General features: G+C 57.0%; 24 protein-coding genes. 16 read left to right on the top strand and 8 right to left on the bottom strand.

What is annotated here, in order from left to right:
- Window positions 1-4: 4 nt before the first annotated feature.
- From N7922_RS06980 to dapA, 4 genes are all read right to left on the bottom strand, one after another.
- Window positions 5-868 carry a neutral zinc metallopeptidase gene (locus N7922_RS06980; protein WP_263099848.1) on the bottom strand — a complete coding sequence of 288 codons (864 nt, stop codon included), beginning with the start codon at window positions 866-868 and terminating at the stop codon, window positions 5-7.
- A 133-nt stretch (window positions 869-1,001) separates the two neighbouring features.
- Window positions 1,002-1,715 (bottom strand): phosphoribosylaminoimidazolesuccinocarboxamide synthase, encoded by a 714-nt coding sequence (gene purC / locus N7922_RS06975; RefSeq protein ID WP_263099847.1) that lies wholly within the window; start codon window positions 1,713-1,715, stop codon window positions 1,002-1,004.
- Window positions 1,716-1,824: 109 nt separating this feature from the next.
- Window positions 1,825-2,859 carry an outer membrane protein assembly factor BamC gene (gene bamC / locus N7922_RS06970; RefSeq protein WP_263099846.1) on the bottom strand — a complete coding sequence of 345 codons (1,035 nt, stop codon included), beginning with the start codon at window positions 2,857-2,859 and terminating at the stop codon, window positions 1,825-1,827.
- A 16-nt stretch (window positions 2,860-2,875) separates the two neighbouring features.
- A complete protein-coding gene (gene dapA, locus N7922_RS06965; protein ID WP_263099845.1) occupies window positions 2,876-3,754 on the bottom strand; it encodes a 4-hydroxy-tetrahydrodipicolinate synthase in 879 nt (292 codons plus the stop codon).
- 145 nt (window positions 3,755-3,899) lie between these two features.
- Between dapA and N7922_RS06960 the strand changes: the two genes are divergently transcribed.
- From N7922_RS06960 to focA, 14 genes are all read left to right on the top strand, one after another.
- Window positions 3,900-4,472: a glycine cleavage system transcriptional repressor gene (locus N7922_RS06960; RefSeq protein WP_263099844.1), complete on the top strand. Its 573-nt coding sequence runs from the start codon at window positions 3,900-3,902 to the stop codon at window positions 4,470-4,472.
- Entirely contained in the window at window positions 4,472-4,942 is a 471-nt protein-coding gene (gene bcp, locus N7922_RS06955) for a thioredoxin-dependent thiol peroxidase (protein WP_263099843.1), read from the top strand. The genes N7922_RS06960 and bcp overlap by 1 nt, the downstream gene beginning before the upstream one ends.
- A gap of 256 nt (window positions 4,943-5,198) precedes the next feature.
- Window positions 5,199-5,819 (top strand): 4Fe-4S dicluster domain-containing protein, encoded by a 621-nt coding sequence (locus N7922_RS06950; RefSeq protein WP_263099842.1) that lies wholly within the window; start codon window positions 5,199-5,201, stop codon window positions 5,817-5,819.
- Window positions 5,819-7,840 carry a hydrogenase 4 subunit B gene (hyfB, locus tag N7922_RS06945; protein WP_263099841.1) on the top strand — a complete coding sequence of 674 codons (2,022 nt, stop codon included), beginning with the start codon at window positions 5,819-5,821 and terminating at the stop codon, window positions 7,838-7,840. Before N7922_RS06950 ends, hyfB begins: the two co-directional genes overlap by 1 nt.
- A 13-nt stretch (window positions 7,841-7,853) precedes the next feature.
- The gene (locus tag N7922_RS06940) at window positions 7,854-8,801 is read left to right on the top strand and encodes a respiratory chain complex I subunit 1 family protein (protein WP_263099840.1); all 948 of its coding nucleotides are present in this window, start codon (window positions 7,854-7,856) and stop codon (window positions 8,799-8,801) included.
- Between the two features lie 16 nt (window positions 8,802-8,817).
- Window positions 8,818-10,257: a hydrogenase 4 subunit D gene (locus tag N7922_RS06935; RefSeq protein ID WP_263099839.1), complete on the top strand. Its 1,440-nt coding sequence runs from the start codon at window positions 8,818-8,820 to the stop codon at window positions 10,255-10,257.
- An 11-nt stretch (window positions 10,258-10,268) separates the two neighbouring features.
- Window positions 10,269-10,919 carry a hydrogenase 4 membrane subunit gene (gene hyfE / locus N7922_RS06930; protein ID WP_263100851.1) on the top strand — a complete coding sequence of 217 codons (651 nt, stop codon included), beginning with the start codon at window positions 10,269-10,271 and terminating at the stop codon, window positions 10,917-10,919.
- A 4-nt stretch (window positions 10,920-10,923) separates the two neighbouring features.
- The gene (hyfF, locus tag N7922_RS06925) at window positions 10,924-12,507 is read left to right on the top strand and encodes a hydrogenase 4 subunit F (RefSeq protein ID WP_263099838.1); all 1,584 of its coding nucleotides are present in this window, start codon (window positions 10,924-10,926) and stop codon (window positions 12,505-12,507) included.
- A 20-nt stretch (window positions 12,508-12,527) separates the two neighbouring features.
- Window positions 12,528-14,237 (top strand): NADH-quinone oxidoreductase subunit C, encoded by a 1,710-nt coding sequence (locus tag N7922_RS06920; protein ID WP_263100850.1) that lies wholly within the window; start codon window positions 12,528-12,530, stop codon window positions 14,235-14,237.
- A gap of 11 nt (window positions 14,238-14,248) precedes the next feature.
- A complete protein-coding gene (hyfH, locus tag N7922_RS06915) occupies window positions 14,249-14,797 on the top strand; it encodes a hydrogenase 4 subunit H (RefSeq protein WP_263099837.1) in 549 nt (182 codons plus the stop codon).
- Window positions 14,794-15,570 (top strand): NADH-quinone oxidoreductase subunit B family protein, encoded by a 777-nt coding sequence (locus N7922_RS06910; RefSeq protein WP_263099836.1) that lies wholly within the window; start codon window positions 14,794-14,796, stop codon window positions 15,568-15,570. Before hyfH ends, N7922_RS06910 begins: the two co-directional genes overlap by 4 nt.
- Complete coding sequence (locus tag N7922_RS06905; RefSeq protein ID WP_263099835.1) at window positions 15,563-15,976, top strand: formate hydrogenlyase maturation HycH family protein; 414 nt, start codon at window positions 15,563-15,565, stop codon at window positions 15,974-15,976. Before N7922_RS06910 ends, N7922_RS06905 begins: the two co-directional genes overlap by 8 nt.
- A 131-nt stretch (window positions 15,977-16,107) precedes the next feature.
- A complete protein-coding gene (locus N7922_RS06900) occupies window positions 16,108-18,045 on the top strand; it encodes a sigma 54-interacting transcriptional regulator (RefSeq protein ID WP_263099834.1) in 1,938 nt (645 codons plus the stop codon).
- Between the two features lie 109 nt (window positions 18,046-18,154).
- The gene (focA, locus tag N7922_RS06895; RefSeq protein ID WP_263099833.1) at window positions 18,155-19,012 is read left to right on the top strand and encodes a formate transporter FocA; all 858 of its coding nucleotides are present in this window, start codon (window positions 18,155-18,157) and stop codon (window positions 19,010-19,012) included.
- A 40-nt stretch (window positions 19,013-19,052) separates the two neighbouring features.
- Here focA and N7922_RS06890 read toward each other — a convergent pair whose 3' ends face one another.
- Window positions 19,053-20,114, bottom strand: a complete 1,062-nt coding sequence (locus N7922_RS06890; protein WP_263099832.1) for an AI-2E family transporter — start codon at window positions 20,112-20,114, stop codon at window positions 19,053-19,055.
- Between the two features lie 222 nt (window positions 20,115-20,336).
- Here N7922_RS06890 and bepA point away from each other — a divergent pair, with 222 nt between their 5' ends.
- Both bepA and arsC read left to right on the top strand, forming a co-directional pair.
- Window positions 20,337-21,800: a beta-barrel assembly-enhancing protease gene (gene bepA / locus N7922_RS06885; protein WP_263099831.1), complete on the top strand. Its 1,464-nt coding sequence runs from the start codon at window positions 20,337-20,339 to the stop codon at window positions 21,798-21,800.
- Between the two features lie 12 nt (window positions 21,801-21,812).
- Entirely contained in the window at window positions 21,813-22,169 is a 357-nt protein-coding gene (arsC, locus tag N7922_RS06880) for an arsenate reductase (glutaredoxin) (protein ID WP_263099830.1), read from the top strand.
- A gap of 41 nt (window positions 22,170-22,210) precedes the next feature.
- Here arsC and N7922_RS06875 read toward each other — a convergent pair whose 3' ends face one another.
- The 3 genes from N7922_RS06875 to upp form a co-directional block, all read right to left on the bottom strand.
- Entirely contained in the window at window positions 22,211-22,912 is a 702-nt protein-coding gene (locus tag N7922_RS06875; RefSeq protein ID WP_071889908.1) for a DnaA inactivator Hda, read from the bottom strand.
- Window positions 22,913-23,011: 99 nt separating this feature from the next.
- A complete protein-coding gene (gene uraA / locus N7922_RS06870; RefSeq protein ID WP_263099829.1) occupies window positions 23,012-24,298 on the bottom strand; it encodes a uracil permease in 1,287 nt (428 codons plus the stop codon).
- A 110-nt stretch (window positions 24,299-24,408) separates the two neighbouring features.
- Window positions 24,409-25,035: a uracil phosphoribosyltransferase gene (gene upp, locus N7922_RS06865; protein WP_061493742.1), complete on the bottom strand. Its 627-nt coding sequence runs from the start codon at window positions 25,033-25,035 to the stop codon at window positions 24,409-24,411.
- Window positions 25,036-25,237 lie beyond the last annotated feature (202 nt).

Here is a 25,237-nt window from a genome sequence, read left to right as displayed (position 1 = left end):
GGGATTATAACTGCCCGCTAAAGGTGTCGCACTGCGCCGGATCGCCGCTGTCCATGCCGCGTTTGAACCAGTTATAGCGCTGCTCCGACGTACCATGAGTGAAGCTGTCCGGGAACACCTGCCCCTGGCTGCGCTGTTGCAAACGGTCGTCACCAATGGCCCGCGCGGCATTCAGCGCCTCTTCCAAATCGCCCGGCTCCAGCACGCCCTGTTGCTGCATGCTGTGGCCCCAGACACCGGCATAGCAATCCGCCTGTAGCTCCAACCGCACGGAAAGCGCATTAACCTGCGTCGGCGAGGCATTCTGTTGCAGGCGGCGAACTTTCTCTTCGGTGCCAAGCAATTTTTGTACGTGGTGGCCGACTTCATGGGCAATGACATAGCCCTGCGCAAAATCGCCATTCGCACCCAGCCTGGTTTTCATTTCGTCGTAAAAAGAGAGATCGATATAGATCTTGCTGTCCGCCGGGCAGTAGAACGGCCCCATAATGGCTTGCCCGGTACCGCACCCCGTATTGAAACGGTTACGGTACAGCACCAGTTTCGGCTGCTGGTAGTGACGCCCCATTTTTTCAAACAGTTGCCCCCAGGTCTCTTCGGTGGTGGCGAATATCACGCTGGTAAAACGCGCGGACTCATCCTCCTGCGGGCTGATGTGCTGTTGCTGTGAGGGGGAACTGACAGGTTGACCGGTTAACAGGCCGGTTAAATCGACACCGTAGTAACTGGCCACCATCACCAGAAACAGCAGAATAATCCCGCCTTTACCGCCAGGCAGGCGAAAACCCGGCCCCCGGATGAACGGACCGCCCGACTCATCGCGTCGGTCTTCTACATTGTTGCTTTCTCGACGCCCTTGCCAGCGCATAACAACCTCACTCTCCCAATAATGGACTCAGTGTATATATGATCGTAGGCGCTTAGGGAAGGATTACCACAGGAAAAACGGTGCAGAAAACCAGAGGATGCCATGACCCTCTGGTTATGACGCAGACAGGCAATCAGTCGAGTTTCACACCCAGGCGGTGCGCAACGGCTTCATACGCTTCGATCAGGCCGCCGAGGCTCTGGCGGAAGCGGTCTTTGTCCATTTTATCCAGCGTCTCTTTGTCCCACAGGCGGCTACCGTCCGGAGAGAACTCGTCGCCCAGCACCACTTCGCCTTTAAACAGACCGAATTCCAGTTTGAAGTCGACGAGGATCAGGCCTGCGTCATCAAACAGTTTTTTCAGTACGTCGTTGGCTTTGTAAGTCAGCTCTTTCATGCGCGCCAGGTTTTCTTTGTTCACCCAGCCGAAGGTTTCGCAGTATGACTCGTTAACCATGGGATCGTGCATGGCGTCATTTTTCAGGAACATATCGAACAACGGCGGATTCAGCTCGATGCCTTCCTCAATACCCAGACGTTTCACCAGCGAACCGGCGGCGCGGTTGCGGACGACACACTCGACCGGCACCATCTCCAGTTTTTTCACCAGGCATTCGGTATCGGAGAGCAGCGCTTCCATCTGGGTCGGGATACCCGCTTCTTGCAGTTTACTCATAATGAAATGGTTGAACTTGTTGTTCACCATGCCCTTACGATCGAACTGTTCGATGCGCGCGCCATCCCCTGCTGACGTATCATTGCGGAATTCGAGCACCAACAGATCCGGGTTTTCCGTACTGTAAACGGTCTTCGCTTTGCCACGATACAACTCAGCTTGCTTTTGCATCTTTGTTACTCCAGGTGTGATGATATAAATCGAATTTGGCTATTTTACGCCGACGCACACGTTTGCGTCACCATAATAAAAAAGGCCGGATGCGATCCGGCCTTCGGGATTAGTGGTTAAAAGCAGACTGGAATGCGGCTACCAGCGCATCATTCTGCGATTGCGTCAGGGTATGACCTTTCGGATCAATAAACTGGAGGCTGCTGCGGTTGTCTAAATCGCCGACCTGCAGTTTATAGTCGCCGGAAACGAGGCCCGGATCGCGCGCGCCAAGATCGCGCCAGCCGCTGTCAGACAGTGGCTTGTACGTCACTGCCATGCTGCCGGTAGAGCGCGTGCTGTCGGTCACTTTCATGCCCACTTTTTCCAGCACGCCAGGCAGACGCTGCCATACGACGTTAAACGGACCACGCACTACCAGCATCGGCAGACCGGTGTCGTCTGCCGCGCTCTGAACATCCAGAGACGTTACGCTGCGTTTTTCTGCGGCGTTCTGCGCATCGGTCGCGGTTTTATCCAGCCCGGAAGAGATCACGTTCAGCATTTCGGTGCTGTAGCGCTGCAGCGATGCGGCATCCGCTACCGGTTTGCCTGCTTGTTCCAGGTTCACCAGTTTCACCACCACCGCCTGCTGATAACCCTGCGGTTTTACCGAGATTTGATAACGACCACGGTACTGCTGATCTTCATCCAGACGGTTCCAGTCAACCCAGTCGGTTGTCAGGGTCTGCGACGCATCGTCACGTTTGGCGATGACGTAATTTTTCGCCTGAAGAACGCTCACCACCTGCGGCCACAGCGTGCTGTTACGGCCCTTTTCGACCATCAGCGTTGCAGTGTCGCCGGTAAACTGGGTGCGTGCACCGCTCACCAGCGCCAGCGGCTGAGCCGGTGGGCGGATATCCAACTGTTTGCCAACGGCGCCGCTGCCATTGGTCACAGGGACATTGTAATCCCCGTTCTGCACCGGAAGGATCATCCCGGCCGGCGCATGAAGTTCAGCGAGCGGAGCTGCATCCAGATAGGATTCGTCACCGCTAACCTGACGCTTGTAACGTGAATCGGAACTACAGGCGGCGAGCAACATCACAAGTGAAACACCCGCTACCTTCGCCAGGCGCGACTTCTGTACTGAGTAAGCCATCAAATCTCCCTAAACTTTACAGCAAACCGGCATGCTTAAGCGCCGCGCGGACAACCTCACGACCGTGGTCGGTGATAGGTGTCATCGGCAGACGCAGCGTATCGGTTGCTACAAGTCCCAACTCCATACATGCCCATTTGACCGGGATCGGATTGGGTTCGACAAATAGTTTGTTGTGTAACGGCATCAAACGCTGGTTGATCACGCGCGCTTCGGCATAGTGCCCTTGAGCCGCCAGTTTGCACATATCGGCCATATCGCGCGCCGCTACGTTGCTGGTAACGGAAATCACACCGTGACCGCCGAGCTGCATAAAGTCCATCGCAGTGGCATCGTCGCCGCTCAGCAGGATAAAGTCATCTGAAACCAGCTCTTTGATCTGGTGAACACGACTTAAGTTCCCTGTCGCTTCTTTAATACCGATAATATTTTTAATTTTCGCCAGACGGCCCACGGTTTCCGGCAGCATATCGCAGCCGGTGCGCGACGGCACATTATACAGAATTTGCGGCAGGTCAGTATGTTCAGCGATGGCTTTAAAATGCTGGAACAGGCCTTCCTGAGTCGGGCGATTGTAATAAGGGGTAACGGTCAGGCAGCCCACTACGCCGCTGTCGTTAAAACGTTGCGTCAGGCTGATGGCCTCTGCGGTTGCATTTGCACCTGTTCCGGCAATAATCGGGATGCGCCCGTCAGCCAGCTCCAGCGTCAGCATAACCACATCGCCGTGTTCGTCGTGGCTCAGCGTGGCGGATTCACCGGTAGTCCCTACCGAAACGATCGCCGAGGTTCCATTGGCGACATGATAATCAATCAGTTTTTTCAGGCTTGACCGGCAGACTTTACCTTGCGAATCCATCGGCGTGACAAGCGCGACAATACTTCCCGTGAACATGGGCCATCCTCTGTGCAAACAAGATTCTCAATGGTACGTGCGGTGCTGTAAGAAAAGCAAGAGACCTGAGGCTCTGTGGCGGTTGTATGCCGGTTTTTTTTATGCTTTCCTTATGATTACCTCATGTTTGACAGGAAGCACAGGTTTGACAGCCTCATCACAACATTTTTTGGTTATCACTGCGCTGGGGGCCGACAGGCCTGGCATTGTGAACACAATCACACGCCACGTCAGTAGCTGCGGCTGTAATATTGAAGACAGCCGTCTGGCCATGCTGGGGGAAGAGTTCACGTTCATTATGCTGCTTTCCGGGTCGTGGAACGCCATTACGCTCATTGAATCAACGTTGCCGCTGAAAGGCGCCGAACTGGATTTGCTGATCGTCATGAAACGCACCGAGGCCCGCCCGCGTCCTGATATGCCAGCCACCGTTTGGGTGCAGGTTGAAGTCCCTGATTCGCCGCATCTGATTGAGCGTTTTACCGCGCTTTTTGATGCACACGAGATGAATATCGCGGAGCTGGTTTCCCGCACGCAGCCTGGCAATGACGCGGGCGCGCCGCAGTTGTTTATTCAGATAACGGCTCATAGTCCGGCGTCGCAAGACGCATCAAATATTGACCAGGCGTTCAAAGCACTATGTACAGAACTGAACGCACAAGGCAGTATAAACATCGTCAACTATTCACAGCATGATGAACAGGATGGAGTTAAGTAATGAATCCACTGAAAGCCGGTGATATTGCACCGAAATTTAGCTTGCCGGATCAAGACGGAGAACAAGTAAATTTGGCCGACTTCCAGGGACAGCGTGTTCTGGTCTATTTCTACCCGAAAGCCATGACACCAGGCTGTACTGTCCAGGCTTGCGGCCTGCGCGATAACATGGATGAGTTAAAGAAAGCGGGTGTGGAAGTGCTGGGTATCAGCACTGACAAGCCAGAAAAACTCTCCCGTTTCGCCGAAAAAGAGCTGCTCAACTTTACGCTGCTTTCTGATGAAGACCATCAGGTCTGCGAGGCATTTGGCGTCTGGGGCGAAAAGTCGTTTATGGGCAAAACCTATGACGGCATTCACCGTATCAGCTTCCTTATTGATGCTGACGGTCAAGTCGAGCATGTGTTTGATGATTTCAAAACCAGCAATCACCACGACATCGTGGTTGCCTGGCTGAAAGAAAACGCCTGATCGCAACACCTTTCTCTGAGGGCTGCCCGACCGGGTCGCCCTCCACTTCCACTGCAATATTTGAACTCCATCACACTTTATTTTCCCCGCTCGTCACTCGTGTCGACAGGTTATTTTTCGTTCTGACCTGACCATCACTTTTGTTCGCCCCACGCAGCAATAAATCACAACCATATGAAATTTAAGCCATTTCAATCATGGCACAGCTTATGCTTAAGCAGGCTCAACGTTTTAGCTTTTCTTTCAAGGAGCCGACATGAACCGCTTTGTGATTGCCAATCCCGAGTGGTGTATAGGATGCAATACCTGCCTTGCTGCGTGTTCGGATGTGCATAAAATTCAGGGGTTGCAGCAGCATCCCCGGTTGACGCTGGTGCGAACGGAAAACAAAACCGCACCGGTGCTCTGCCGCCACTGCGACGATGCCCCCTGCAAACAGGTGTGCCCGGTCAACGCTATTTCGTTTCAGGATGACGCCGTTTATCTCAATGAAACGTTGTGCATTGGCTGCAAACTGTGTGGGCTGGTGTGCCCTTTCGGCGCCATCACCCCGTCCGGCAGCCGCCCGCTGAATATTCCCGCCCGCTACGAGCACCACATTCCTGAGGAGCAACTGCGGGATGTCCCCGCCAGTGCGCAAACGGATCACCCCTTTTTACGCTGGAACGCAGGTGTACAAACCATCGCGGTGAAATGCGATCTGTGCCACTTCCTGCCTGAAGGACCTTCCTGCGTGCGCGCCTGCCCAACGAACGCGCTGCATCTGGTGACCGACGTCTCCCTGCATAAACAGCTCAAAACACGCAGAGAGCTGGCCGCCCTCAGTTCGACAGATCTGACTTTCGCTTCCCTTCCCTCATCGTCGGAGCAACGCTAATGGATGCCCTGCAATTACTGATGTGGTCAATTGTGCTGTACGTTGCCGGCGGGGTCGCCTCACTGTTGCTTGCCCGCCAACAGGCGTTGGCGATCAAGGTCGCGGGGATTTCCGCGATGATCGGCGGCGCACTTGGCGTACTCAGCGCGCTGGCAGCGCTCAGCGTTGGAGAACCGCTAAGCTGGCAGGCCGCAGGTCCGTTCAGCTTTGCGCATTTCGTTGTGCGCATGGACAGTCTCAGCGCCTTTATGGTGTTGGTTATCTCTCTGCTGGTAACGTTCTGCGGGCTCTACTCCCTCTCTTATGTGCGTGAGTATCTCGGCAAAGGGCCAGGCGCGATGGGGTTCTTTATGAACCTGTTTATCGCCTCGATGGTCGGGCTGGTGGTGATGGATAACGCCTTCTGGTTCATCGTGCTGTTCGAAATGATGTCCCTCGCGTCATGGTTCCTGGTGATCACCGATCAGGATGAAGAGTCGATCCACGCCGGGCTGCTCTACTTCTTTATTGCTCATGCCGGTTCCGTGCTGATCATGATCGCCTTCTTCCTGATGTGGCGGCAGAGCGCCAGCCTGGATTTCGCCAGCTTCCGCACCTTATCGCTGACGCCTGGCACGGCATCGGCGGTCTTCCTGCTGGCCTTCTTTGGTTTCGGCGCAAAAGCGGGGATGCTGCCGTTACACAGTTGGTTACCGCGCGCACACCCGGCTGCACCTTCGCATGCCTCAGCGCTGATGTCCGGCGTGATGGTTAAAATCGGTATTTTCGGCATCATCAAAGTCGGCATCGATCTGCTCGGTCATAGCGGCATTCCCCTGTGGTGGGGCGTACTGGTGCTGGCGTTTGGCGCGGTCTCTTCGGTGCTGGGCGTGCTGTACGCGCTGGCGGAACACGATATCAAACGTCTGCTGGCGTGGCACACCGTTGAGAACATCGGCATTATCCTGATGGGCGTGGGCGTCGGTATGGCGGGCATTGCACTGCACCAGCCGGTGATCGCCGCCGTCGGTTTGCTGGGCGCACTGTTTCACCTGCTTAACCACGCGCTGTTCAAAGGACTGCTGTTTCTCGGCTCCGGGGCCATTATCTATCGCCTGCATACGCGTGACATGGAAAAAATGGGCGCGCTGGCTAAACGCATGCCGTGGACAGCAGGCGCATTTCTGGTGGGGTGTCTCGCCATTTCCGCCATGCCACCACTCAACGGGTTTATCAGCGAGTGGTACACCTATCAGTCGCTGTTTTCACTGACCCGCATTGACGCCATCATTCCACGCCTTGCCGGCCCCATTGCCATCGTGATGCTGGCGATCACCGGGGCGCTGGCGGCAATGTGCTTTGTCAAAGTGTACGGTGTCAGTTTTTGCGGCAACCCCCGCAGCGAAAAAGCCGATCAGGCGCGGGAAGTGCCCTGGCCGATGGTCGTCGCCATGTGTGCGCTGGCGCTGCTGTGCGTACTGACCGGCGTCGGTGCGAGCGTTGTTGCACCGCATCTGATGCAGATTGTCCTTACCTTAACCCCTCCCGCCACGCTGGCGGTGGCCCAGGGCGCAACGCTGATCCCCGGCGATGTGCAGCAAGCCATGCTCACGCCATCGACGGTGTTCCTGCTGTTGTTAGTGCTGCCGCTGCTGCCCGCCGTGTTGTGGTATGTCAATCGCCAGACGCGCGGGGCATACCGTCGCAGCGGTGATGCCTGGGCTTGTGGCTACGCGTGGGAAAAAGGCATGGCCCCGTCGGCAGGCAGTTTCACCCAACCGTTACGGGTGATGTTCGGCCCGCTCTATCGCCTGCGCCAACAGCTCGATCCGGCGCAACCGCTCCAGCGAAGCCTTGGCGGCATTACCCAGGCAGCAACCCGCACGGAACCGTTCTGGGACGAGAAAATTATCCTCCCGCTGGTGCGTACCACCCGGCGTATTGCGCAGATCGTACAGCATCTGCAAAGCGGCGATTTCCGGCTCTACTGCCTGTATATGATCGCCGCGCTGGTGGTCCTGTTGCTGACGATTGCGCTGTAAGGAGAAAAAGACAATGTTAGAACAGACGTCTGCATGGTCGATGGGGGTCTTCGCCCTTTGTCAGGCAATTCTGCTGCTGGCGCTGACCCCGCTGTTTACCGGGATATCCCGCCAGATCCGCGCGCGCATGCACTCCCGCCGCGGGCCGGGCATCTTGCAGGATTACCGCGACTTACAAAAACTGCTGAAGCGCCAGGCGGTCGCGCCAGCGTCATCCGGGTTAATGTTCCGTGCCATGCCGTGGGTACTGCTCAGCAGCATGTTGCTGGTGGCGATGACCCTGCCGCTGTTTATTCGCACCTCGCCTTTCGCCGGGGCGGGCGATTTGATCACCTTAATTTATCTCTTCGCCCTGTTCCGTTTCTTCTTTGCCCTCTCCGGGCTGGATACCGGCAGCCCCTTCTCCGGGCTTGGCGCCAGCCGCGAGCTGACGTTGGGCATTCTGGTTGAACCGATGCTGATCCTCTCGCTACTGGTGCTGGCCTTGCTGGCTGGCTCCACCAACATCAGCGCCATCAGCACGACGCTGGCGGCGGGCTGGATCTCCCCGGTGGCGACGTTGCTGGCGTTGCTGGCCTGTGGATTCGCCTGTTTTATCGAGATGGGCAAAATCCCCTTCGATGTGGCGGAAGCCGAACAAGAGTTGCAGGAGGGGCCGCTCACCGAATACTCCGGCGCGGGTCTGGCGCTGGTGAAATGGGGCGTGGGCCTGAAACAAGTGGTGATGGCCTCGCTGTTCCTCGCGCTGTTTTTCCCCTTTGGTAATGCCGCCACCCTGAGCATCGGGGCGATGGCGCTGTCGCTGGTCACCACGCTGCTCAAACTGCTGGTGGTGTTCACGCTGGCGTCGCTGGTGGAAAACGCGCTGGCGCGCGGGCGCTTTTTGCTGACGCACCACCTGACCTGGCTCGGCTTCAGTCTGGCTGCGCTGTCGTACGTTCTCTGGCTAACCGGTTTGTAAGGAGCACTGGAACATTATGGAAACTCTCGCTCTGACGACGCTGCTGCTGCCCTTTGTTGGCGCACTGGTCGTCTCTCTGGCTCCCCGGCAAACCGCCCCGCGGCTGGCGACCCTGTTTGCGCTGCTGGCGACCGTTGCAACGCTTTCGCTGGCGCTGAATTTTTACACTGCGGGCAGCGAAACCGTCGATATCCCGCTGCTGGCGGCAGGACGGGTGGCACTGTTCGGTTTGCTGGTTGACCGTATCAGCACGTTGATCCTGTTTGTGGTGGTGTTTCTCGGTCTGCTGGTGGCGCTCTACTCCACCGGTTATCTGACCCGCGGCAACCGCGAGCACCCGCACGATGGCAGCAACCGCTACTACGCGTTTTTACTGATTTTTATCGGTGCGATGTCCGGCCTGGTGCTCTCCTCCACGCTGCTGGGGCAATTGCTGTTTTTCGAAATCACCGGCGGATGTTCCTGGGCGCTGATCAGCTACTACCAGAGTGAAAAAGCCCAGCGTTCGGCAATGAAAGCGCTGCTTATCACCCACGTCGGGTCACTGGGTTTGTATCTGGCGGCCGCCACGCTGTTTCTCAATACCGGCACCTTTGCACTGAGCGCCATCAGCCAGTTACAGGGCACAGCTGCGTATCTGGTGTATGGCGGCATCCTCTTTGCCGCGTGGGGTAAATCAGCCCAGTTGCCGTTGCAGGCCTGGCTGCCGGACGCCATGGAAGCGCCAACCCCGGTCAGTGCGTACTTACATGCCGCGTCAATGGTGAAGGTCGGGGTCTATATTTTTGCCCGCGCCATCGCTGAGGGCGGTGAAATTCCACACGTTATAAGCTGGGTTGGCGTGGGCATGGCGACCCTGACGCTGGTGTACGGCTTTTTAATGTACCTGCCGCAAAAAGACATGAAGCGCTTACTGGCATGGTCGACCATCTCGCAACTGGCGTGGATGTTCCTTGCCTTGTCGCTTTCTACTTTCGGTTCGAAGATGGCCTTCAACGCGGGGATTGTTTACATCTTCAACCACGCGTTCGCCAAAAGCCTGTTCTTCCTCGTTGCCGGCGCGCTCAGCTACAGCTGCGGCACCCGTCTGTTGCCACGTTTACGCGGTGTGATGCGCACGCTGCCGCTGGCGGGCATCGGCTTTTGCGTGGCCGCGCTGGCGATCACCGGCGTTCCGCCCTTCAACGGTTTTTTCAGTAAGTTCCCGCTCTTTGCCGCCGGGTTCTCCCTCTCCAGCCAGTACCCGATCCTGCTGCCGGTGATGATACTGGCGCTGGTGGAATCGGTCGCCAGTTTCGGCTGGTTTATTTACTGGTTCGGGCGCGTGGTGCCGGGTGAACCCAGTGAAGAGGTGGCGCAGGCCGCGCCGCTGCCGTACGCCATGCAGCTGGTGCTGGTGGTTCTGATTGTGATGTCGCTGTGCTCAAGCGTGATTGCTTCGGCGTGGCTTGGATAAGGGAGTCGATGATGACCGGAACATTGATAGTCAACAATCTGGCGGGGCTGATGATGTTTACCTCGCTGCTGGTCACCTGCGCCAGACGCTATTCCGTCTCCTGCTGGTTGTATGCCCTGCAATCGCTGGTGCTGGTGTCCCTCTTTTTTACCCTCTCGCAGCTACTCCATGCCGAGCAGTTGCTGATGTGGTCGTTTAGCGCCTTTTTCACCAAGGTGCTGCTGGTGCCGCTGATCATGGGGTATGCGTTTCGCAAAATGGCGCCCGATGGCGAAGGCGGCAGGCTGTTCGGCCCGGCCGCGCTGGTGTTGATGGCCGCTGCCATCGTACTGCTGTGCTGGTTTGTGGTACGCCCGGTGCAGTTACCGATGGTCGCGCAACTGAAACCGGCGCTGGCGGTTGCCCTTGGTCATTTTCTGCTGGGGCTGCTGTGCATCATCAGCCAGCGCAACATCCTGCGTCAGGTGTTTGGCTACTGCCTGATGGAAAACGGCTCGCATCTGGTGCTGGCGTTGCTGGCCTGGCGTGCACCGGAGCTGGTGGAGATTGGCATCGCCACCGATGCCATTTTTGCCGTGATCGTGATGGCGTTGCTGGCGCGCAAAATCTGGCGTACCCACGGCACGCTGGATGTTAACAATCTCACCGCGCTGAAGGGGTAACGCCATGAGTCATGCCTTGATGTTCACGCTGTTGCTGCTGACGCCGCTGGTGGTCTCCGTGCTCTGTTTCGCCTGTCGCCTGAGCGGCGCAGCAGCCCGTAATCTGGTGACCACGGTGCACACGTTCGGGATCACCATCCTGTTGTTTATCGCCCTGTGGACGGTGGCGGAAGCGGTGGGCGAAGGTGAAATTTTCGCGGCGCATCGCTGGCTGCACATTGACAGCCTCAGCGGGTTATTCCTGTCGTTGCTGGGCATTATCGGTTTTCTTACCGGTCTCTACTCGATTGGTTATATGCGCCATGAGGTGGACCACGGCGAAATCACCGTTCCCACGCTGTGCAACTATTACGGCTTCTTTCATCTGTTTCTGTTCACCATGTTGCTGGTGGTCACCAGCAATAACCTGATTGTGATGTGGGCAGCCATTGAAGCCACCACCCTCAGTTCTGCGTTTCTGGTGGGGATTTACGGCCAGCGTTCGTCGCTGGAAGCCGCATGGAAATACATCATTATCTGTACCGTTGGCGTTGCGTTTGGCCTGTTCGGTACGGTGCTGGTTTATGCCAACGCCGCCAGTTTTATGGCGCAACCGGATCATGCGATTTTCTGGACCGAAGTGCTGAAAGAGAGCAGCAAACTGGACCCCACGTTAATGGTGCTGGCTTTCGTCTTTGTGCTGATTGGCTTCGGTACTAAAACCGGCCTGTTCCCGATGCACGCCTGGCTGCCGGATGCGCACAGTGAAGCGCCCAGCCCGGTCAGCGCCCTGCTGTCGGCGGTGTTGCTGAACTGCGCGCTGCTGGTGCTGATCCGTTATTACATCATCATCTGCCATGCCATTGGCGACACCTTCCCGAACAGGCTGCTGCTGATATTTGGCATGCTGTCGGTGGCGGTGGCGGCCTTCTTTATCCTCGTGCAACAGGATATGAAACGCCTGCTGGCCTACTCCAGCGTCGAGAACATGGGGCTGGTGGCGGTGGCGCTGGGTATTGGCGGACCACTCGGTATTCTGGCGGCGCTGCTGCATACGCTGAACCACAGCCTGGCCAAAACGTTGCTGTTCTGCGGTTCAGGCAACGTGCTGTTGAAATACGGCACCCGCAACCTGGATGTGGTGTGCGGCATGCTGAAAGTGATGCCGTTTACGGCGGTACTGCTTGGCGGCGGCGCGCTGGCGCTGGGTGGCATGCCCCCCTTTAACATCTTTCTTAGCGAGTTTATGACCGTCACCGCAGGCCTGGCGGCAGAGCATCTGTTCGTCACCATCCTGCTGTTGCTGTTACTTACGCTGGTGCTCGGCGGGTTGGTGCGCATGGTCGCCAAAGCGCTGTTCGCGACGCCGCCGCAGCAGGTCGTCACCGGTGAGCTCGGCTGGCTGACCACCCTGCCAATGGTGATTTTACTGGTGATGATGCTGGTGATGGGAACGCATATTCCGCAGCCGGTCAGCCGTTTGCTGGCCAATGCCTCCACCATTGTTCTGTCCGGTAACGATCAACCATCCACCCAATTTAGCTGGCTGTGGGCCTCGTTTGAGACCACCGCCGCACCCGTAACGTCACCGCGTGTTCAGGGAGAGTGAAAGTGAGTTATTTAGCCAGTGTGAGTCTGCAACAACCTCGCGGCACAGCCTGTCTTGCTGCATTAAAACAACAGTTCCCCGGCGCGGTGCTGGATGAAGAGCGTCAGACCTTTGAACAGGTCACCATTACGGTGAAACTCAATCTGTTGCCGGATATCGTGCACTACCTTTATTACCAGCATGATGGCTGGCTTCCGGTGCTGTTTGGTAATGATGAACGGACCCTGAACGGCCACTACGCGGTCTATTACGCCCTGTCGATGGAAGGGGCGGAAAAGTGCTGGATCGTCGTCAAAGCCTTGGTGGATGCGCAAACCCGTGAGTTCCCGTCGGTTACGCCACGCGTACCGGCGGCGGTATGGGGCGAGCGCGAAATCCGCGATATGTATGGTCTGATCCCGGTGGGTCTGCCGGATCAGCGCAGGTTGGTGTTGCCAGATGACTGGCCGGATGATTTGCATCCGCTGCGTAAAGACACCATGGATTACCGCCTGCGTCCGGAACCCACCAGCGAGACGGAAAACTACTCGTTTGTTAACGATGGCGGCAGCTCGGCGCGTATTGTCCCCATTGGTCCGCTGCACATTACCTCTGATGAACCCGGTCACTTTCGTCTGTTCGTTGACGGGGAACGGATTGTCGATGCCGACTACCGCCTGTTCTATGTGCACCGTGGCATGGAAAAACTGGCGGAAACCCGGATGGGCTATAACGAGGTCACGTTCCTCTCGGACAGGGTGTGCGGGATTTGCGGGTTTGCCCACAGCGTGGCCTATACCACCTCGGTGGAAAATGCCCTCGGCATCGTCGTGCCGCAACGTGCGCACACCATCCGCTCAGTGCTGCTGGAAGTGGAGCGCCTGCACAGCCATCTGCTGAATATCGGCCTTTCCAGCCACTTTGTCGGCTTCGATACCGGGTTTATGCAGTTTTTCCGCATCCGCGAAAAATCGATGACCATGGCGGAGTTGCTGACCGGCTCGCGTAAAACGTACGGCCTTAACCTGATTGGCGGCATCCGTCGCGACATCCTGAAAGAGCAGCGCGTGAAGACCATTCAATTGGTGAAAGAGATGCGCGCGGAAGTCGCACAACTGGTGGACATGCTGCTCTCCACGCCCAACATGGCGCAGCGCACCCAGGGCGTTGGCGTGCTTGACCGCCAGGTCGCACGGGATTACAGCCCGGTCGGCCCGCTGATCCGTGGTAGCGGTTTTGCCCGCGATTTACGCTTCGACCATCCGTATGCCGATTATGGCAGCCTGCCCAAAACCCTGTTCACCTGGCCGGATGGCGACGTTTTCTCCCGCGTGATGGTGCGGGTCAAAGAGGTGTTCGACTCGCTTTCGATGATTGAGTTTGCCCTCGATAACCTGCCGGACACCCCGTTGCTAACGGAAGGCTTCAGCTATCAGCCGCATAAGTTCGCCCTCGGCTATGTTGAAGCGCCGCGTGGCGAAGATGTGCACTGGAGCATGCTGGGCGATAACCAGAAGCTGTATCGCTGGCGTTGCCGTGCGGCGACCTACGCCAACTGGCCAGTGCTGCGCTATATGCTGCGCGGCAATACCGTTTCCGATGCGCCGTTGATTATCGGCAGTCTCGATCCCTGTTACTCCTGTACCGACCGGGTCACGCTGGTCGACGTGCGCAAACGTAAATCGACCACGGTGCCCTATAAAGAGATCGAACGTTACGGCATTGAACGTCGCCATTCGCCGCTGAAGTAAGGAAAGAAACGATGCTGAAATTGTTGAAAACCATCCTCAGGGCGGGCGAAGTCACGGTGAAATACCCGTTCGCGCCGCTGGAGGTTTGCCCGGGATTTCGCGGTAAACCGGAGCTGGATCCCCAGCAGTGCATCGCCTGTGGTGCCTGCACGACCGCCTGCCCGGCGAATGCGCTGACCATGGAAACCCTCGCCGATGAGAACAGCCGTGTCTGGCAACTGTTTATTGGCCGCTGCATTTATTGCGGGCGCTGCGAAGAAGTGTGCCCAACGCGGGCTATCCACCTGTCTGAAGAGTTTGAACTGGCGGTCACCAACAAAGCGGATTTGTACGTGCGGGCCACCTTCCGTTTGCAGCACTGTAGCCGGTGCGGCGTGCCTTTCGCACCGGAGAAATCCGTTGCGCTGGCGGTGGAGCTGCTGACCCTCAATCAGAATGCCCCTGAACTGGCCGACACGCTACGCGCTCAGGCCTGCATTTGCCCGGCGTGCCGACGCCGCGACGCGCTGGAGCACCGCGGCAGCGTCAACGTTCATTATTATCTTGAGGAGCAAGCATGAGTTCCGATCTCAAGGTGCTGACCCAGCATGTCAGCCAGCCGGTTCAGCTTGATGAGTCGGCGCAGAAAATCAAACAACTGCTGCTGCGCGACATCCAGCGTTCCGCCTATGTTTACCGCGTTGACTGCGGCGGCTGTAACGGCTGTGAAATCGAGATTTTCGCCGCCATCACCCCGCTGTTTGATGCGGAGCGCTTTGGTATCAAAGTGGTGGCGTCACCGCGCCACGCCGACATTTTGCTGTTTACCGGCGCAGTCACGCGCGCCATGCGTATGCCAGCCCTGCGCGCCTGGGAGGCCGCACCGGATCACAAAATCGCCATCTCTTACGGCGCATGCGGCGTGGGAGGTGGGATTTTTCACGATCTTTACTGCGTGTGGGGCGGCAGCGACACCATCGTGCCGATTGACGTGTGGATCCCCGGTTGCCCGCCCACCCCGGCGGCGACCATTCACGGTTTTGCGGTGGCATTGGGTTTGCTGGAGCAGAAACTGCACGCGGTTGACCACCAGCAAGCGGTCAATGAAGTCGCCAGCGTACGCTGGCCCTCTTTGCCGCTGGCGCTGCGCGTGACCATGGAGCGAGAGGCGCGGCAACTGGCGGGATACCGTCAGGGGCGTGAAATCACCGATCGCCTGTTTACGCTGCTGAGCAATGGCGATCCGAACCAGAGCGCGGGGCGCGTTAACGCCTGGCTTCAGCAGGCAGACGATCCGCGACTGACGGCGATTGTGCAGCAACTGATGCAGGTACTGGAGCGCAGCCATGTCTGACAATCCGGCGAAAGTGATGTTCTGGGCGCTGCGGCAAAAGTTTGTCGATGACAGCGTAGAGCTGGAAGAGAAGAGTCGCCAGGTGATGTATTACTCGCTGGCGATTGGCCATCACGTCGGGGTGATTGATTGCCTGAATGTTGTGCTGGAGTGCCCGCTCACCGACTACCAGCAGTGGTTGACGCTGCTGGAAGAAGGAACCGCGCGGCGCAAAATGCAGGGGCTGCTGACCTTTGGCGAAATCATCATAGACGCCAGCCACATTGACACGCTGGCGCCCGCGTTTGCCGCGCTGTCGAAAACCGCCGTCGAGCCGTGGCGGGGATGGAGCCTGCAAATACTGCAACATTTGCAGGATATGGCCCATGAACCGGCGCTCTATCTGATGGTGCGGGTGCTCAATTAGGGGTATTCAGGCAATTAATGCCAGGACAATGACTTATACGTGAAGCTTGTAACACTACAAAAATAGGGGATATTGTACTATCCATACTCACTTAGAGGGATGGCAGGTAAATCTGGAAGGGCGACGTATCCATGATCTTACAAGATAATTTGCAGGCTTCACTACTTCGGGCATTTATCCCGCTGCCGCCCCCCTTCAGCCCCATCCAGTACATCGAATTATGTCTCAATAACACGCACTTCTGGCGCTGCTTCGATGATGGCAGCGTCGAGTGCAGCGACCACGCCTACAGCGGAAAAATCAGCGACAGTTCAGTGCATATCGCCCTGCTTAATGAGCGCGAAGTGGTGGAGCTGCGTTTTGTGCGCACCGACAACGGCGTGTTTAATGACGCCGACAGCGCCATGTTTGCATGGCTGGCGCGGCTGGCGACCCAGGCGCTGGAAGAGCAGTGCGCCCGCGAGCAACTAAGCCAGTCGGTTGCACAACTCCAGGAGGAGCGCGATCACGACCGGGTGCTGGTGGATATCACCAACTCGGTGTTGTCGCATCTTGATCTCGACGAACTGGTTGCCGATGTCTCCCGGGAGATCCACCGTTTTTTCGGCATTGATAACGTCCGTATCGTCCTGCGCGACACCCTGCATGCGCGCCAGTTGATCTGCCATGCCACCCACTTTCCCACCTGCCCGCCGGGTACCGAGCAGTTCCCGCTGCGCAATGAAAGTCCGTTGCTGCTGGCGGCATTAAACGATCATCGCAGCGCATTACTGCGCCGGGAGCAGGATGAAGCGCTCTGGCAAAACGATCCGGTATTACAGCAACTGGCGGTTCAGGAACTGGACGCTGCGCTGATTTTACCGCTGGCGTTCAGCCATAAATCCACCGGCGTCCTGCTGTTGTCGCATCGGGATAGCAGCGTTTTTAATGAGCAAAACTGTCGATTGCTGCAACAGATCGCCGACAGAATTGGCATCGCCGTCGATAATGCCGACGCGTATCGCCAGGTCACGCATCTGAAAGAGAATCTGAACAGTGAAAACCGTAAGCTGAACGAGCAGATCTTCTCCAGCCAGAGCTTCGGCGACATCATTTACCAGAGCGATGCGATGCGCGACGTGCTCCAGCAGGTCAACATTGTGGCACTGAGCGACAGCACCGTATTGATCCTCGGCGAAACGGGGACGGGCAAAGAGATCATCGCCCGCGCCCTGCATCAGATGAGTCCACGTAAAGACAAACCGCTAGTGAAAATAAACTGCGCCGCCATTCCCGCCAGCCTGCTGGAAAGCGAGCTGTTTGGTCATGACAAAGGGGCGTTTACCGGCGCGATAAATGCCCACCGCGGGCGCTTTGAAATGGCCGATGAGGGGACGCTGTTTCTGGATGAAATTGGCGATATGCCCCTCGAACTGCAACCGAAGCTGCTGCGCGTCTTACAGGAGCGGGAGATCGAACGCATTGGCGGCACCCGCACCATTCCGGTCAACGTACGGGTGATTGCCGCCACCAACCGCGACCTGCGCCAGATGGTGATTGACCGGGAGTTTCGCAACGATCTGTTCTACCGTCTGAATGTGTTCCCACTGGTGCTGCCTCCTTTACGTGAACGCCCGGACGACATTCCCCTGCTGGCGCGCTACTTCACACAAAAACTGGCGCGCCGCTTAAACCGCACCATCGACACCATTCCTCCGGACACGATGCGCCAGCTGATGCGCTATGAGTGGCCGGGCAACGTGCGCGAGCTGGAAAATGTGATTGAACGCGCCGTACTGCTGGCGCGCGACAATACCCTGAGCCTGCATCTGCATGCCCAACCGGTCAGCATGGTGCAGCCCGTAGCGCACGATCCGTTCCCGTTTACCCTGCCGAAAGTGGCGGAGATGATGCACCCGGAGCCACCGGAAAATGACGAAGAAGAACGCCAGCGGATCATCCAGGTGCTGCGCGAAACCAACGGTATTGTCGCCGGGCCGCGCGGCGCCGCCTCGAAACTCGGTATGAAACGCACTACCCTGTTATCCCGCATGCAGCGCCTCGGTATTGCCGTGCGCGAAGTGCTGTAACCCTTCTTGCTTTATGTGAAGCCGTTAACAATCTCCCGATTGCCGCTGGTATGCGCTATGCATATGACCGCGGGTATCTCACTTATGTGCATTGAATCAGGAGAATCAAATGGATACCGGCAACGCGTTTGACCTGCGACTTCCTGCGGAAATGGCAAAAGTCGCCGAACAATCTGGTCTGTATAAAGTCACGAAAAAGAAAGAGCTGTCGTTTTTTCTCGCGGTCACGGCAGGGGTATTTATCTCGATTGCGTTTGTGTTTTATATCACCGTCACCAGCGGGCCAGCCCCGGCCAGTGCGCTGGCAAAACTGGCGGGCGGACTCTGTTTTTCTCTCGGATTAATTCTGGTGGTGGTCTGTGGCGCTGACCTGTTTACCTCCACCGTGCTGACGGTAATGGCAAAAGCCAGTGGGCTGGTGAGCTGGCGGCAACTGATCACCAACTGGATCATCGTCTATTTTGGCAACCTGACAGGGGCACTGTTTTTTGTCGCGCTGATTTGGTTTGCCGGTCAGACCATGAGCGGCAACGGGCTATGGGGACTGAATGTGCTGCAAACCGCCGATCATAAAATGCACCACACCTTTATTGAGGCGGTCTGCCTGGGGACACTGTGCAATTTGATGGTCTGCCTGGCGGTGTGGATGAGTTACTCCGGCCATACGCTCACGGATAAAGTGATGGCGATGCTGTTGCCGATCGGCATGTTTGTCGCCAGCGGTTTTGAGCACAGTATCGCCAATATGTTTCTGATCCCGCTGGCGATCATCATTCGCTATTTTGCGCCGGAGGGCTTCTGGAGCGCCGTACATACCTCGCCGGATAACTTCCCCGCGCTGACCGTCGGCAACTTTATTACCGCCAATCTGATCCCGGTGACTATCGGGAATATTATCGGCGGGGGGCTGTTGGTGGGCATCACCTACTGGATTATCTATCTGCGCAATCAGAACGCTGCACATTAAGCCGATGACCGGGCGGCGCTGCGTGCACCGCCCGGCATCGTCACTCTTCGATAGCCGGTGAGTCCGGCCAGGCGTGGATCACCGCCTTGATCAGCGTGGCGAGAGGAATGGCGAAAAATACCCCCCAGAATCCCCACAGTCCGCCGAAAATGATCACCGACAGGATGATCACCAGCGGGTGCAAGTTGACCGCTTCAGAGAACAGCACCGGCACCAGCAGGTTGCCGTCCAGTCCCTGAATAATTAAATAGACCGCGAAACAGCTCCAGAACTCGGTGCCCAGGCCAAACTGGAACAGCGCCACGCCAACGACCGGAATGGTCACCACAAACGCGCCAATGTAAGGGATCAGCACCGAGAACCCCACCAGCACCGCCAGCAACAATGAGTAGTTGAGGCCAAACAGGATAAAGCCAATCCAGGTGGCGACACCGACCACCACCATCTCCAGCGCTTTACCGCGGATATAGTTGGTGATCTGCTGGTTCATCTCCTTCCATACCTGCCCCGCCAGCCCGCGATTACGCGGTAAAACGCGGCGTACGGCATTCAGTAACTGCTCTTTGTCTTTGACGAGGAAGAAGACCATTAACGGCACCAGAACCAGGTATACCGCCAGCGTTAGCAGCCCGACCAGTGAGGCAAGGGAGTATTTCACCACCGAGTCACCCATGGTCAGCATGCGCGAACGCATGTTCTCCGCCATCGCATCGATAATGCCGGCATCCATCAACGCCGGGTAACGACGCGGCAGGGTCGCGGCAAAATCAGAGAGTTTGTTCAACATGCCGGGCATGTCACGGATCAGATTGATGCCCTGCTGCCAGGCTACGGGCATGACCACAAACGCCATCACCAGCAGAATGCCGACAAACATCATCAACACTAGGGTGGCGGCAAAGCTGCGCGAACAGCCGATGCGTTGCAGACGTGCGGTGGGCCACTCCAGCAGATACGCTATCACCAGCGCCATCAGCAGGGGCGCAAGCAGGCCGCTAAAAAAGAAGAGGATACAGAAACCCGCAAGGAGAATGACCAGCAGTGCAATCGCCTCCGGATCGCTAAAACGGCGGCGATACCACTGCATCAACATTTCGAGCATAACGTTTTTTCTTGAGCCTCTTTGGCGGGAGTTAAGGAGTGGAATTGTATCGAAATGTCACAAAAAAGACTTCGCTTTTCGTATCCTTTCGGGGAAACATAACATTCTGCTGAATGGGATTTTCTTCACCCGCCAACGCGGCTACACTCGCAAAGCGGGAAACCCGGAACGAAGACCCCGAACACCGGTCATAATACTACCCCCCAAATACAGGAAGAGGTTATGTTCAGGCAGTTGAAACGCACGCTGGTCGCCACCCTTATTGCTGCGCTCGCCTCAGGCCCGATAACAATGGCGTTTGCGGATTCGGCAGACAGCCTGCCGGATATGGGAACGTCCGCCGGAAGCACGCTCTCCATTGGTCAGGAGATGCAAATGGGCGACTACTATGTTCGCCAGTTGCGAGGCAGCGCACCGCTGATTAACGACCCGCTGCTGGTCCAGTACATCAACGGACTGGGAATGCGGCTGGTAGCCCATGCGGATTCGGTAAAAACGCCCTTCCATTTTTATCTCGTCAATAACGACGAAATCAACGCCTTCGCCTTTTTTGGCGGCAACGTGGTGCTGCACTCCGCCCTGTTCCGCTACGCGGACAACGAGAGCCAGCTTGCATCGGTGATGGCGCACGAAATTTCTCACGTTACGCAACGCCACCTGGCGCGCGCGATGGAAGATCAAAAACGCAGCGCGCCGTTGACGTGGGCCGGGGCGCTCGGCTCGATTCTGCTGGCAATGGCCAACCCGCAAGCCGGGATGGCGGCGTTAACCGGTACGCTGGCGGGTACGCAGCAAGGGATGATCAGCTTTACTCAGCAAAACGAACAGGAAGCGGACCGTATCGGGATTCAGGTGCTGCAACGCGCCGGTTTCGATCCGCAGGCGATGCCCACCTTTCTGGAGAAACTCCTCGACCAGTCGCGTTACTCCACCCGTCCGCCGGAAATTTTGCTGACCCACCCCTTACCGGAAAGCCGTCTCTCGGATGCCCGCAACCGCGCCAACCAGATGCGTCCGGTGGTGGTGCAATCTTCCGAGGCGTTTTATATGGCGAAAGCCAGGGCGCTGGGGATGTACAATTCCGGGCGCAATCAGTTGACCAGCGACCAGCTTGACGCCTGGGCGAAAGGCAACGTACGCGAGCAGCGCGCCGCACAATATGGCCGGGCGTTGCAGGCGATGGATGCGAAAAACTACGCTGATGCCGCCAAATACCTGCAACCGCTGCTCAGCGCCGATCCTGACAATGCCTGGTTCCTCGACCTGGCGACCGACATCGATTTAGGCCAGCACAAAAGCGCCGATGCCATCAAGCGTCTGAACGCTGTCCGCGAGCTGAAAACCAACCCGGTATTGCAGCTCAACCTGGCGAATGCCTGGCTCGAAGGCGGTCAACCCGCAGAAGCGGAGCGCATCCTGAACCGTTATACCTTCAGTAATCAAGAGGATGTGAACGGCTGGGATTTGCTGGCGCAGACCGAAGCCGCGCTGAATCATCGCGATCAGGAACTTGCTGCACGGGCAGAAGGTCTGGCGCTGGTGGGTAAACTGGATCAGGCGATAAGATTACTGGGCAACGCCAGCGCGCAGGTGAAACTCGGCAGCCTGCAACAGGCGCGTTACGATGCGCGAATTGATCAGCTACGGCAGATGCAGCAGCGCTTCAAACCGTATCAGAAGATGTAATAAGGAGAAAAGATGTCAGACGGCGTACAAATTTACCATAACCCGCGTTGCTCAAAGAGCCGTGAGACGCTGAACCTGCTGAAAGAAAACGGCGTGGAGCCGGACGTGGTGCTCTACCTGGAAACGCCGCCGGATGCGGCAACCGTGCGCACGTTATTGCAGATGTTGGGGATGTCCAGCGCGCGGGAACTGATGCGGACAAAAGAAGATCTTTATAAAGAATTGAAGCTTGGCGACAGCACGCTTTCAGAGGAAGCCCTGGTGCAGGCGCTGGTGGAGAATCCGAAGCTGATTGAACGCCCGATTGTGATTGCCAACGGCAAAGCGCGCATTGGTCGCCCGCCGGAGCAGGTTCTGGCGATTTTATAACAGGCACAGGCCGGAGGGCGTTGCCTTTATCCGGCCTGGTATTACAGCTTGAGGATCTCTTTCACGAACGGAATGGTCAGCTTGCGCTGCGCGGTAATGGACGCGCGATCCAGTTCATTCAGCGTATCAAACAGGGTACGCATTTCCCGATCCAGCCGCTTGAGCAGAAAACGGCCCACGTCTTCCGGCAGTTCAAAACCGCGTAAGCGAGCACGCAACTGCAATGCCTGCAATTTATCTTCATCAGAAAGCGGTTGCAGCTTGTAGATTTGCCCCCAGTCCAGCCGTGAAGCCAGATCCGGCAGCCCGAGATTAAGCTGGCGCGGAGGACGATCGCCGGTGATCAACAACCGGGTTTTCCCCGACTCCAGAATGCGGTTATAGAGGTTGAAGATCGCCATCTCCCACAGCTCATCGCCAGCGACGCATTCGATATTGTCGATGCAGACCAGCGAAAGCTGTTCCATCCCTTCCAGCACGTCCGGCACAAACCAGGTGCGCTTATCCAGCGGCACGTAGCCCACGGCATCGCCGCGCTGGGAGAGTTCGGCACAGGCGGCATGCAGCAAATGGCTGCGCCCCGCGCCTTCACGCGACCAGATGTAGATGTATCCGCTATGCGCCTGGCGCAGAACGTTTTGCAACGCCGCCAGTAAAGAGGGGTTATCACCCGGCCAGAAACTCGCGAAGGTTTCGTCATCGGGTAAATATAATGGCAGGGAAAGCTGTGCCGGTGTGTTCAGAGGGACCTCAACAGGGCTTACAAAAAACGCAGTGAGTTTATCATAAAATCCCGTTCGGTTTGAACCGGGCGAGAAACCCGGCTCAAACCCACGTAAAAATTACTTCGTTACGTCACTGTCAGGCGCATCCAGCACCACTTCTTCCGGGCGCAGCACGCTAATCAGTTTGAAGATCAGGCTCAGACAGATACCCACAATGGTCGCCAGCGCCATGCCTTTCAGCTCCGCCGCACCAATGTGCACTTTCGCCCCGCTCACACCGATAATCAGGATCACGGACGTCAGGATCAGGTTTTGCGCTTTGCTGTAATCCACTTTGGATTCGATCAGCACGCGGATACCGGACGCGCCGATAACCCCGTACAGCAGCAGCGAAACGCCACCCATTACCGGTACCGGGATGATCTGGATAGCCGCCGCCAGTTTGCCCACGCAAGAGAGCAGAATAGCGATAATCGCCGCACCGCCAATCACCCAGGTACTGTACACACGGGTGATGGCCATCACGCCGATGTTCTCACCATAGGTGGTGTTCGGCGTGGAGCCGAAGAATCCGGAGATCATGGTAGACAGACCGTTCGCAAACATCGAGCGGTGCAGACCCGGGTCGCGAATCAGATCTTTTTTGATGATATTCGCCGTGACCACCAGGTGACCCACGTGCTCGGCAATCACCACCAGAGCCGCAGGCAGAATGGTGAAAATCGCAAACCACTCAAAACGCGGGGTGTAGAAGGTCGGCAGCGCGAACCAGTGTGCCTGCGCAATCGGCGTGGTATCAACAACGCCCATCGCGAAGGAGAGCGCGTAGCCCGCCAGCACGCCGATCAAAATCGGGATAATGGCCATAAAGCCGCGGAACAGCACGGAGCCAAACACCGTCACGCCCAGTGTCACCAGCGAGATGATCACGGTTTTGGAATCCGCAGACTGCCCTTCTGCTGGCAGCAGACCGGCCATGTTCGCCGCCACGCCCGCCAGCTCCAGACCGATGACCGCAACGATCGCGCCCATCGCCGCAGGTGGGAACATCACGTCCAGCCAGCCGGTGCCTGCTTTTTTCACAATAAAGGAGACCAGGCAGAACAGCACGCCGCACATGATAAAACCGCCAAGCGCCACTTCGTAGCCCAGCGGCAACAGCAGCAGCACCGGCGAGATAAAGGCGAAGCTGGAGCCTAAGTACGCCGGAATTTTCCCTTTGCAAATAAAGATGTACAGCAGTGTCCCGATACCGTTAAACAGCAGCACGGTGGCCGGGTTAATGTGAAACAGGATTGGCACCAGCACGGTTGCGCCAAACATGGCGAACAAGTGCTGTAGACTAAGCGGGATGGTCTGCAAAAGCGGTGGTCTTTCACTTACCCCGATAGCACGGCGCGTCATAGTGTTTTCCTCTGAGTGTTGTTGTTTATCTCCCCGTCCTTAACGGCGGGCAGTGTTTTGAATCCCAAAAAAAAGCCGACTATCAAAGTCGGCTTTCGATTTTTAAGCAATTACTTCGTACCAAAGATTTTATCGCCGGCATCGCCGAGGCCCGGAATAATGTATCCGTGCTCGTTGAGGCCCTTATCGATCGACGCGGTGTACAGTTCCACGTCCGGGTGCGCTTTTTCCAGCGCCGCCAGACCTTCCGGCGCGGCAACCAGCACCAGCACTTTGATGCTGTGGCAGCCCGCTTTTTTCAGCAGGTCAATCGTGGCGATCATCGAACCGCCGGTTGCCAGCATCGGGTCAACCACCAGCGCCATACGCTCGTCGATATTGGACACCAGTTTCTGGAAGTACGGCACCGGCTCCAGCGTCTCTTCGTTACGGTAGATGCCGACCACGCTGATGCGCGCGCTCGGTACGTGCTCCAGCACGCCTTCCATCATGCCCAGACCTGCGCGCAGGATTGGCACAACGGTGATTTTCTTCCCTTTAATTTGCTCAACCTGGACCGGGCCGTTCCAGCCTTCGATGGTCACTTTTTCCGTTTCGAGGTCCGCAGTCGCTTCATAGGTCAGCAGGCTGCCCACTTCCGAGGCGAGTTCACGAAAGCGTTTGGTGCTGATGTCGTTCTCTCGCATCAGACCCAGCTTGTGTTTGACGAGTGGGTGTTTTACTTCCACGATCTTCATACTCTTCTCCTTTCCCCAGACAGGTGGCAGCCACAAAAAAAATCGCCGGATTATACCGCTTTTTTTCCGTTGCGCTACAGGCAGGCGCTTGATCACGATCAATCAGACTGGAAAAGAGTATATCGTAAGAATCCTCAGCGCCCTGAAATAATGGACTCGCAAACGTTTGCCTTGGCTGTTAGAATTGCGCCGAATTTTATTT

The organism is Kosakonia sp. ML.JS2a, assembly GCF_025642095.1.
In the GTDB taxonomy this organism is placed as follows: Bacteria; Pseudomonadota; Gammaproteobacteria; order Enterobacterales; family Enterobacteriaceae.
This window is presented reverse-complemented; position numbering and strand designations above follow the sequence as displayed.

What these genes read in the sequence shown, in the direction of transcription:
- N7922_RS06980 (WP_263099848.1), bottom strand. Translation starts at nt 868, where the DNA reads ATGCGCTGGCAAGGGCGTCGAGAAAGCAACAATGTAGAAGACCGACGC.
- purC (WP_263099847.1), bottom strand. Translation starts at nt 1,715, where the DNA reads ATGCAAAAGCAAGCTGAGTTGTATCGTGGCAAAGCGAAGACCGTTTAC.
- bamC (WP_263099846.1), bottom strand. Translation starts at nt 2,859, where the DNA reads ATGGCTTACTCAGTACAGAAGTCGCGCCTGGCGAAGGTAGCGGGTGTT.
- dapA (WP_263099845.1), bottom strand. Translation starts at nt 3,754, where the DNA reads ATGTTCACGGGAAGTATTGTCGCGCTTGTCACGCCGATGGATTCGCAA.
- bcp (WP_263099843.1), top strand. Translation starts at nt 4,472, where the DNA reads ATGAATCCACTGAAAGCCGGTGATATTGCACCGAAATTTAGCTTGCCG.
- N7922_RS06950 (WP_263099842.1), top strand. Translation starts at nt 5,199, where the DNA reads ATGAACCGCTTTGTGATTGCCAATCCCGAGTGGTGTATAGGATGCAAT.
- hyfB (WP_263099841.1), top strand. Translation starts at nt 5,819, where the DNA reads ATGGATGCCCTGCAATTACTGATGTGGTCAATTGTGCTGTACGTTGCC.
- N7922_RS06940 (WP_263099840.1), top strand. Translation starts at nt 7,854, where the DNA reads ATGTTAGAACAGACGTCTGCATGGTCGATGGGGGTCTTCGCCCTTTGT.
- N7922_RS06935 (WP_263099839.1), top strand. Translation starts at nt 8,818, where the DNA reads ATGGAAACTCTCGCTCTGACGACGCTGCTGCTGCCCTTTGTTGGCGCA.
- hyfE (WP_263100851.1), top strand. Translation starts at nt 10,269, where the DNA reads ATGACCGGAACATTGATAGTCAACAATCTGGCGGGGCTGATGATGTTT.
- hyfF (WP_263099838.1), top strand. Translation starts at nt 10,924, where the DNA reads ATGAGTCATGCCTTGATGTTCACGCTGTTGCTGCTGACGCCGCTGGTG.
- hyfH (WP_263099837.1), top strand. Translation starts at nt 14,249, where the DNA reads ATGCTGAAATTGTTGAAAACCATCCTCAGGGCGGGCGAAGTCACGGTG.
- N7922_RS06910 (WP_263099836.1), top strand. Translation starts at nt 14,794, where the DNA reads ATGAGTTCCGATCTCAAGGTGCTGACCCAGCATGTCAGCCAGCCGGTT.
- N7922_RS06905 (WP_263099835.1), top strand. Translation starts at nt 15,563, where the DNA reads ATGTCTGACAATCCGGCGAAAGTGATGTTCTGGGCGCTGCGGCAAAAG.
- N7922_RS06900 (WP_263099834.1), top strand. Translation starts at nt 16,108, where the DNA reads ATGATCTTACAAGATAATTTGCAGGCTTCACTACTTCGGGCATTTATC.
- focA (WP_263099833.1), top strand. Translation starts at nt 18,155, where the DNA reads ATGGATACCGGCAACGCGTTTGACCTGCGACTTCCTGCGGAAATGGCA.
- N7922_RS06890 (WP_263099832.1), bottom strand. Translation starts at nt 20,114, where the DNA reads ATGCTCGAAATGTTGATGCAGTGGTATCGCCGCCGTTTTAGCGATCCG.
- bepA (WP_263099831.1), top strand. Translation starts at nt 20,337, where the DNA reads ATGTTCAGGCAGTTGAAACGCACGCTGGTCGCCACCCTTATTGCTGCG.
- arsC (WP_263099830.1), top strand. Translation starts at nt 21,813, where the DNA reads ATGTCAGACGGCGTACAAATTTACCATAACCCGCGTTGCTCAAAGAGC.
- uraA (WP_263099829.1), bottom strand. Translation starts at nt 24,298, where the DNA reads ATGACGCGCCGTGCTATCGGGGTAAGTGAAAGACCACCGCTTTTGCAG.
- upp (WP_061493742.1), bottom strand. Translation starts at nt 25,035, where the DNA reads ATGAAGATCGTGGAAGTAAAACACCCACTCGTCAAACACAAGCTGGGT.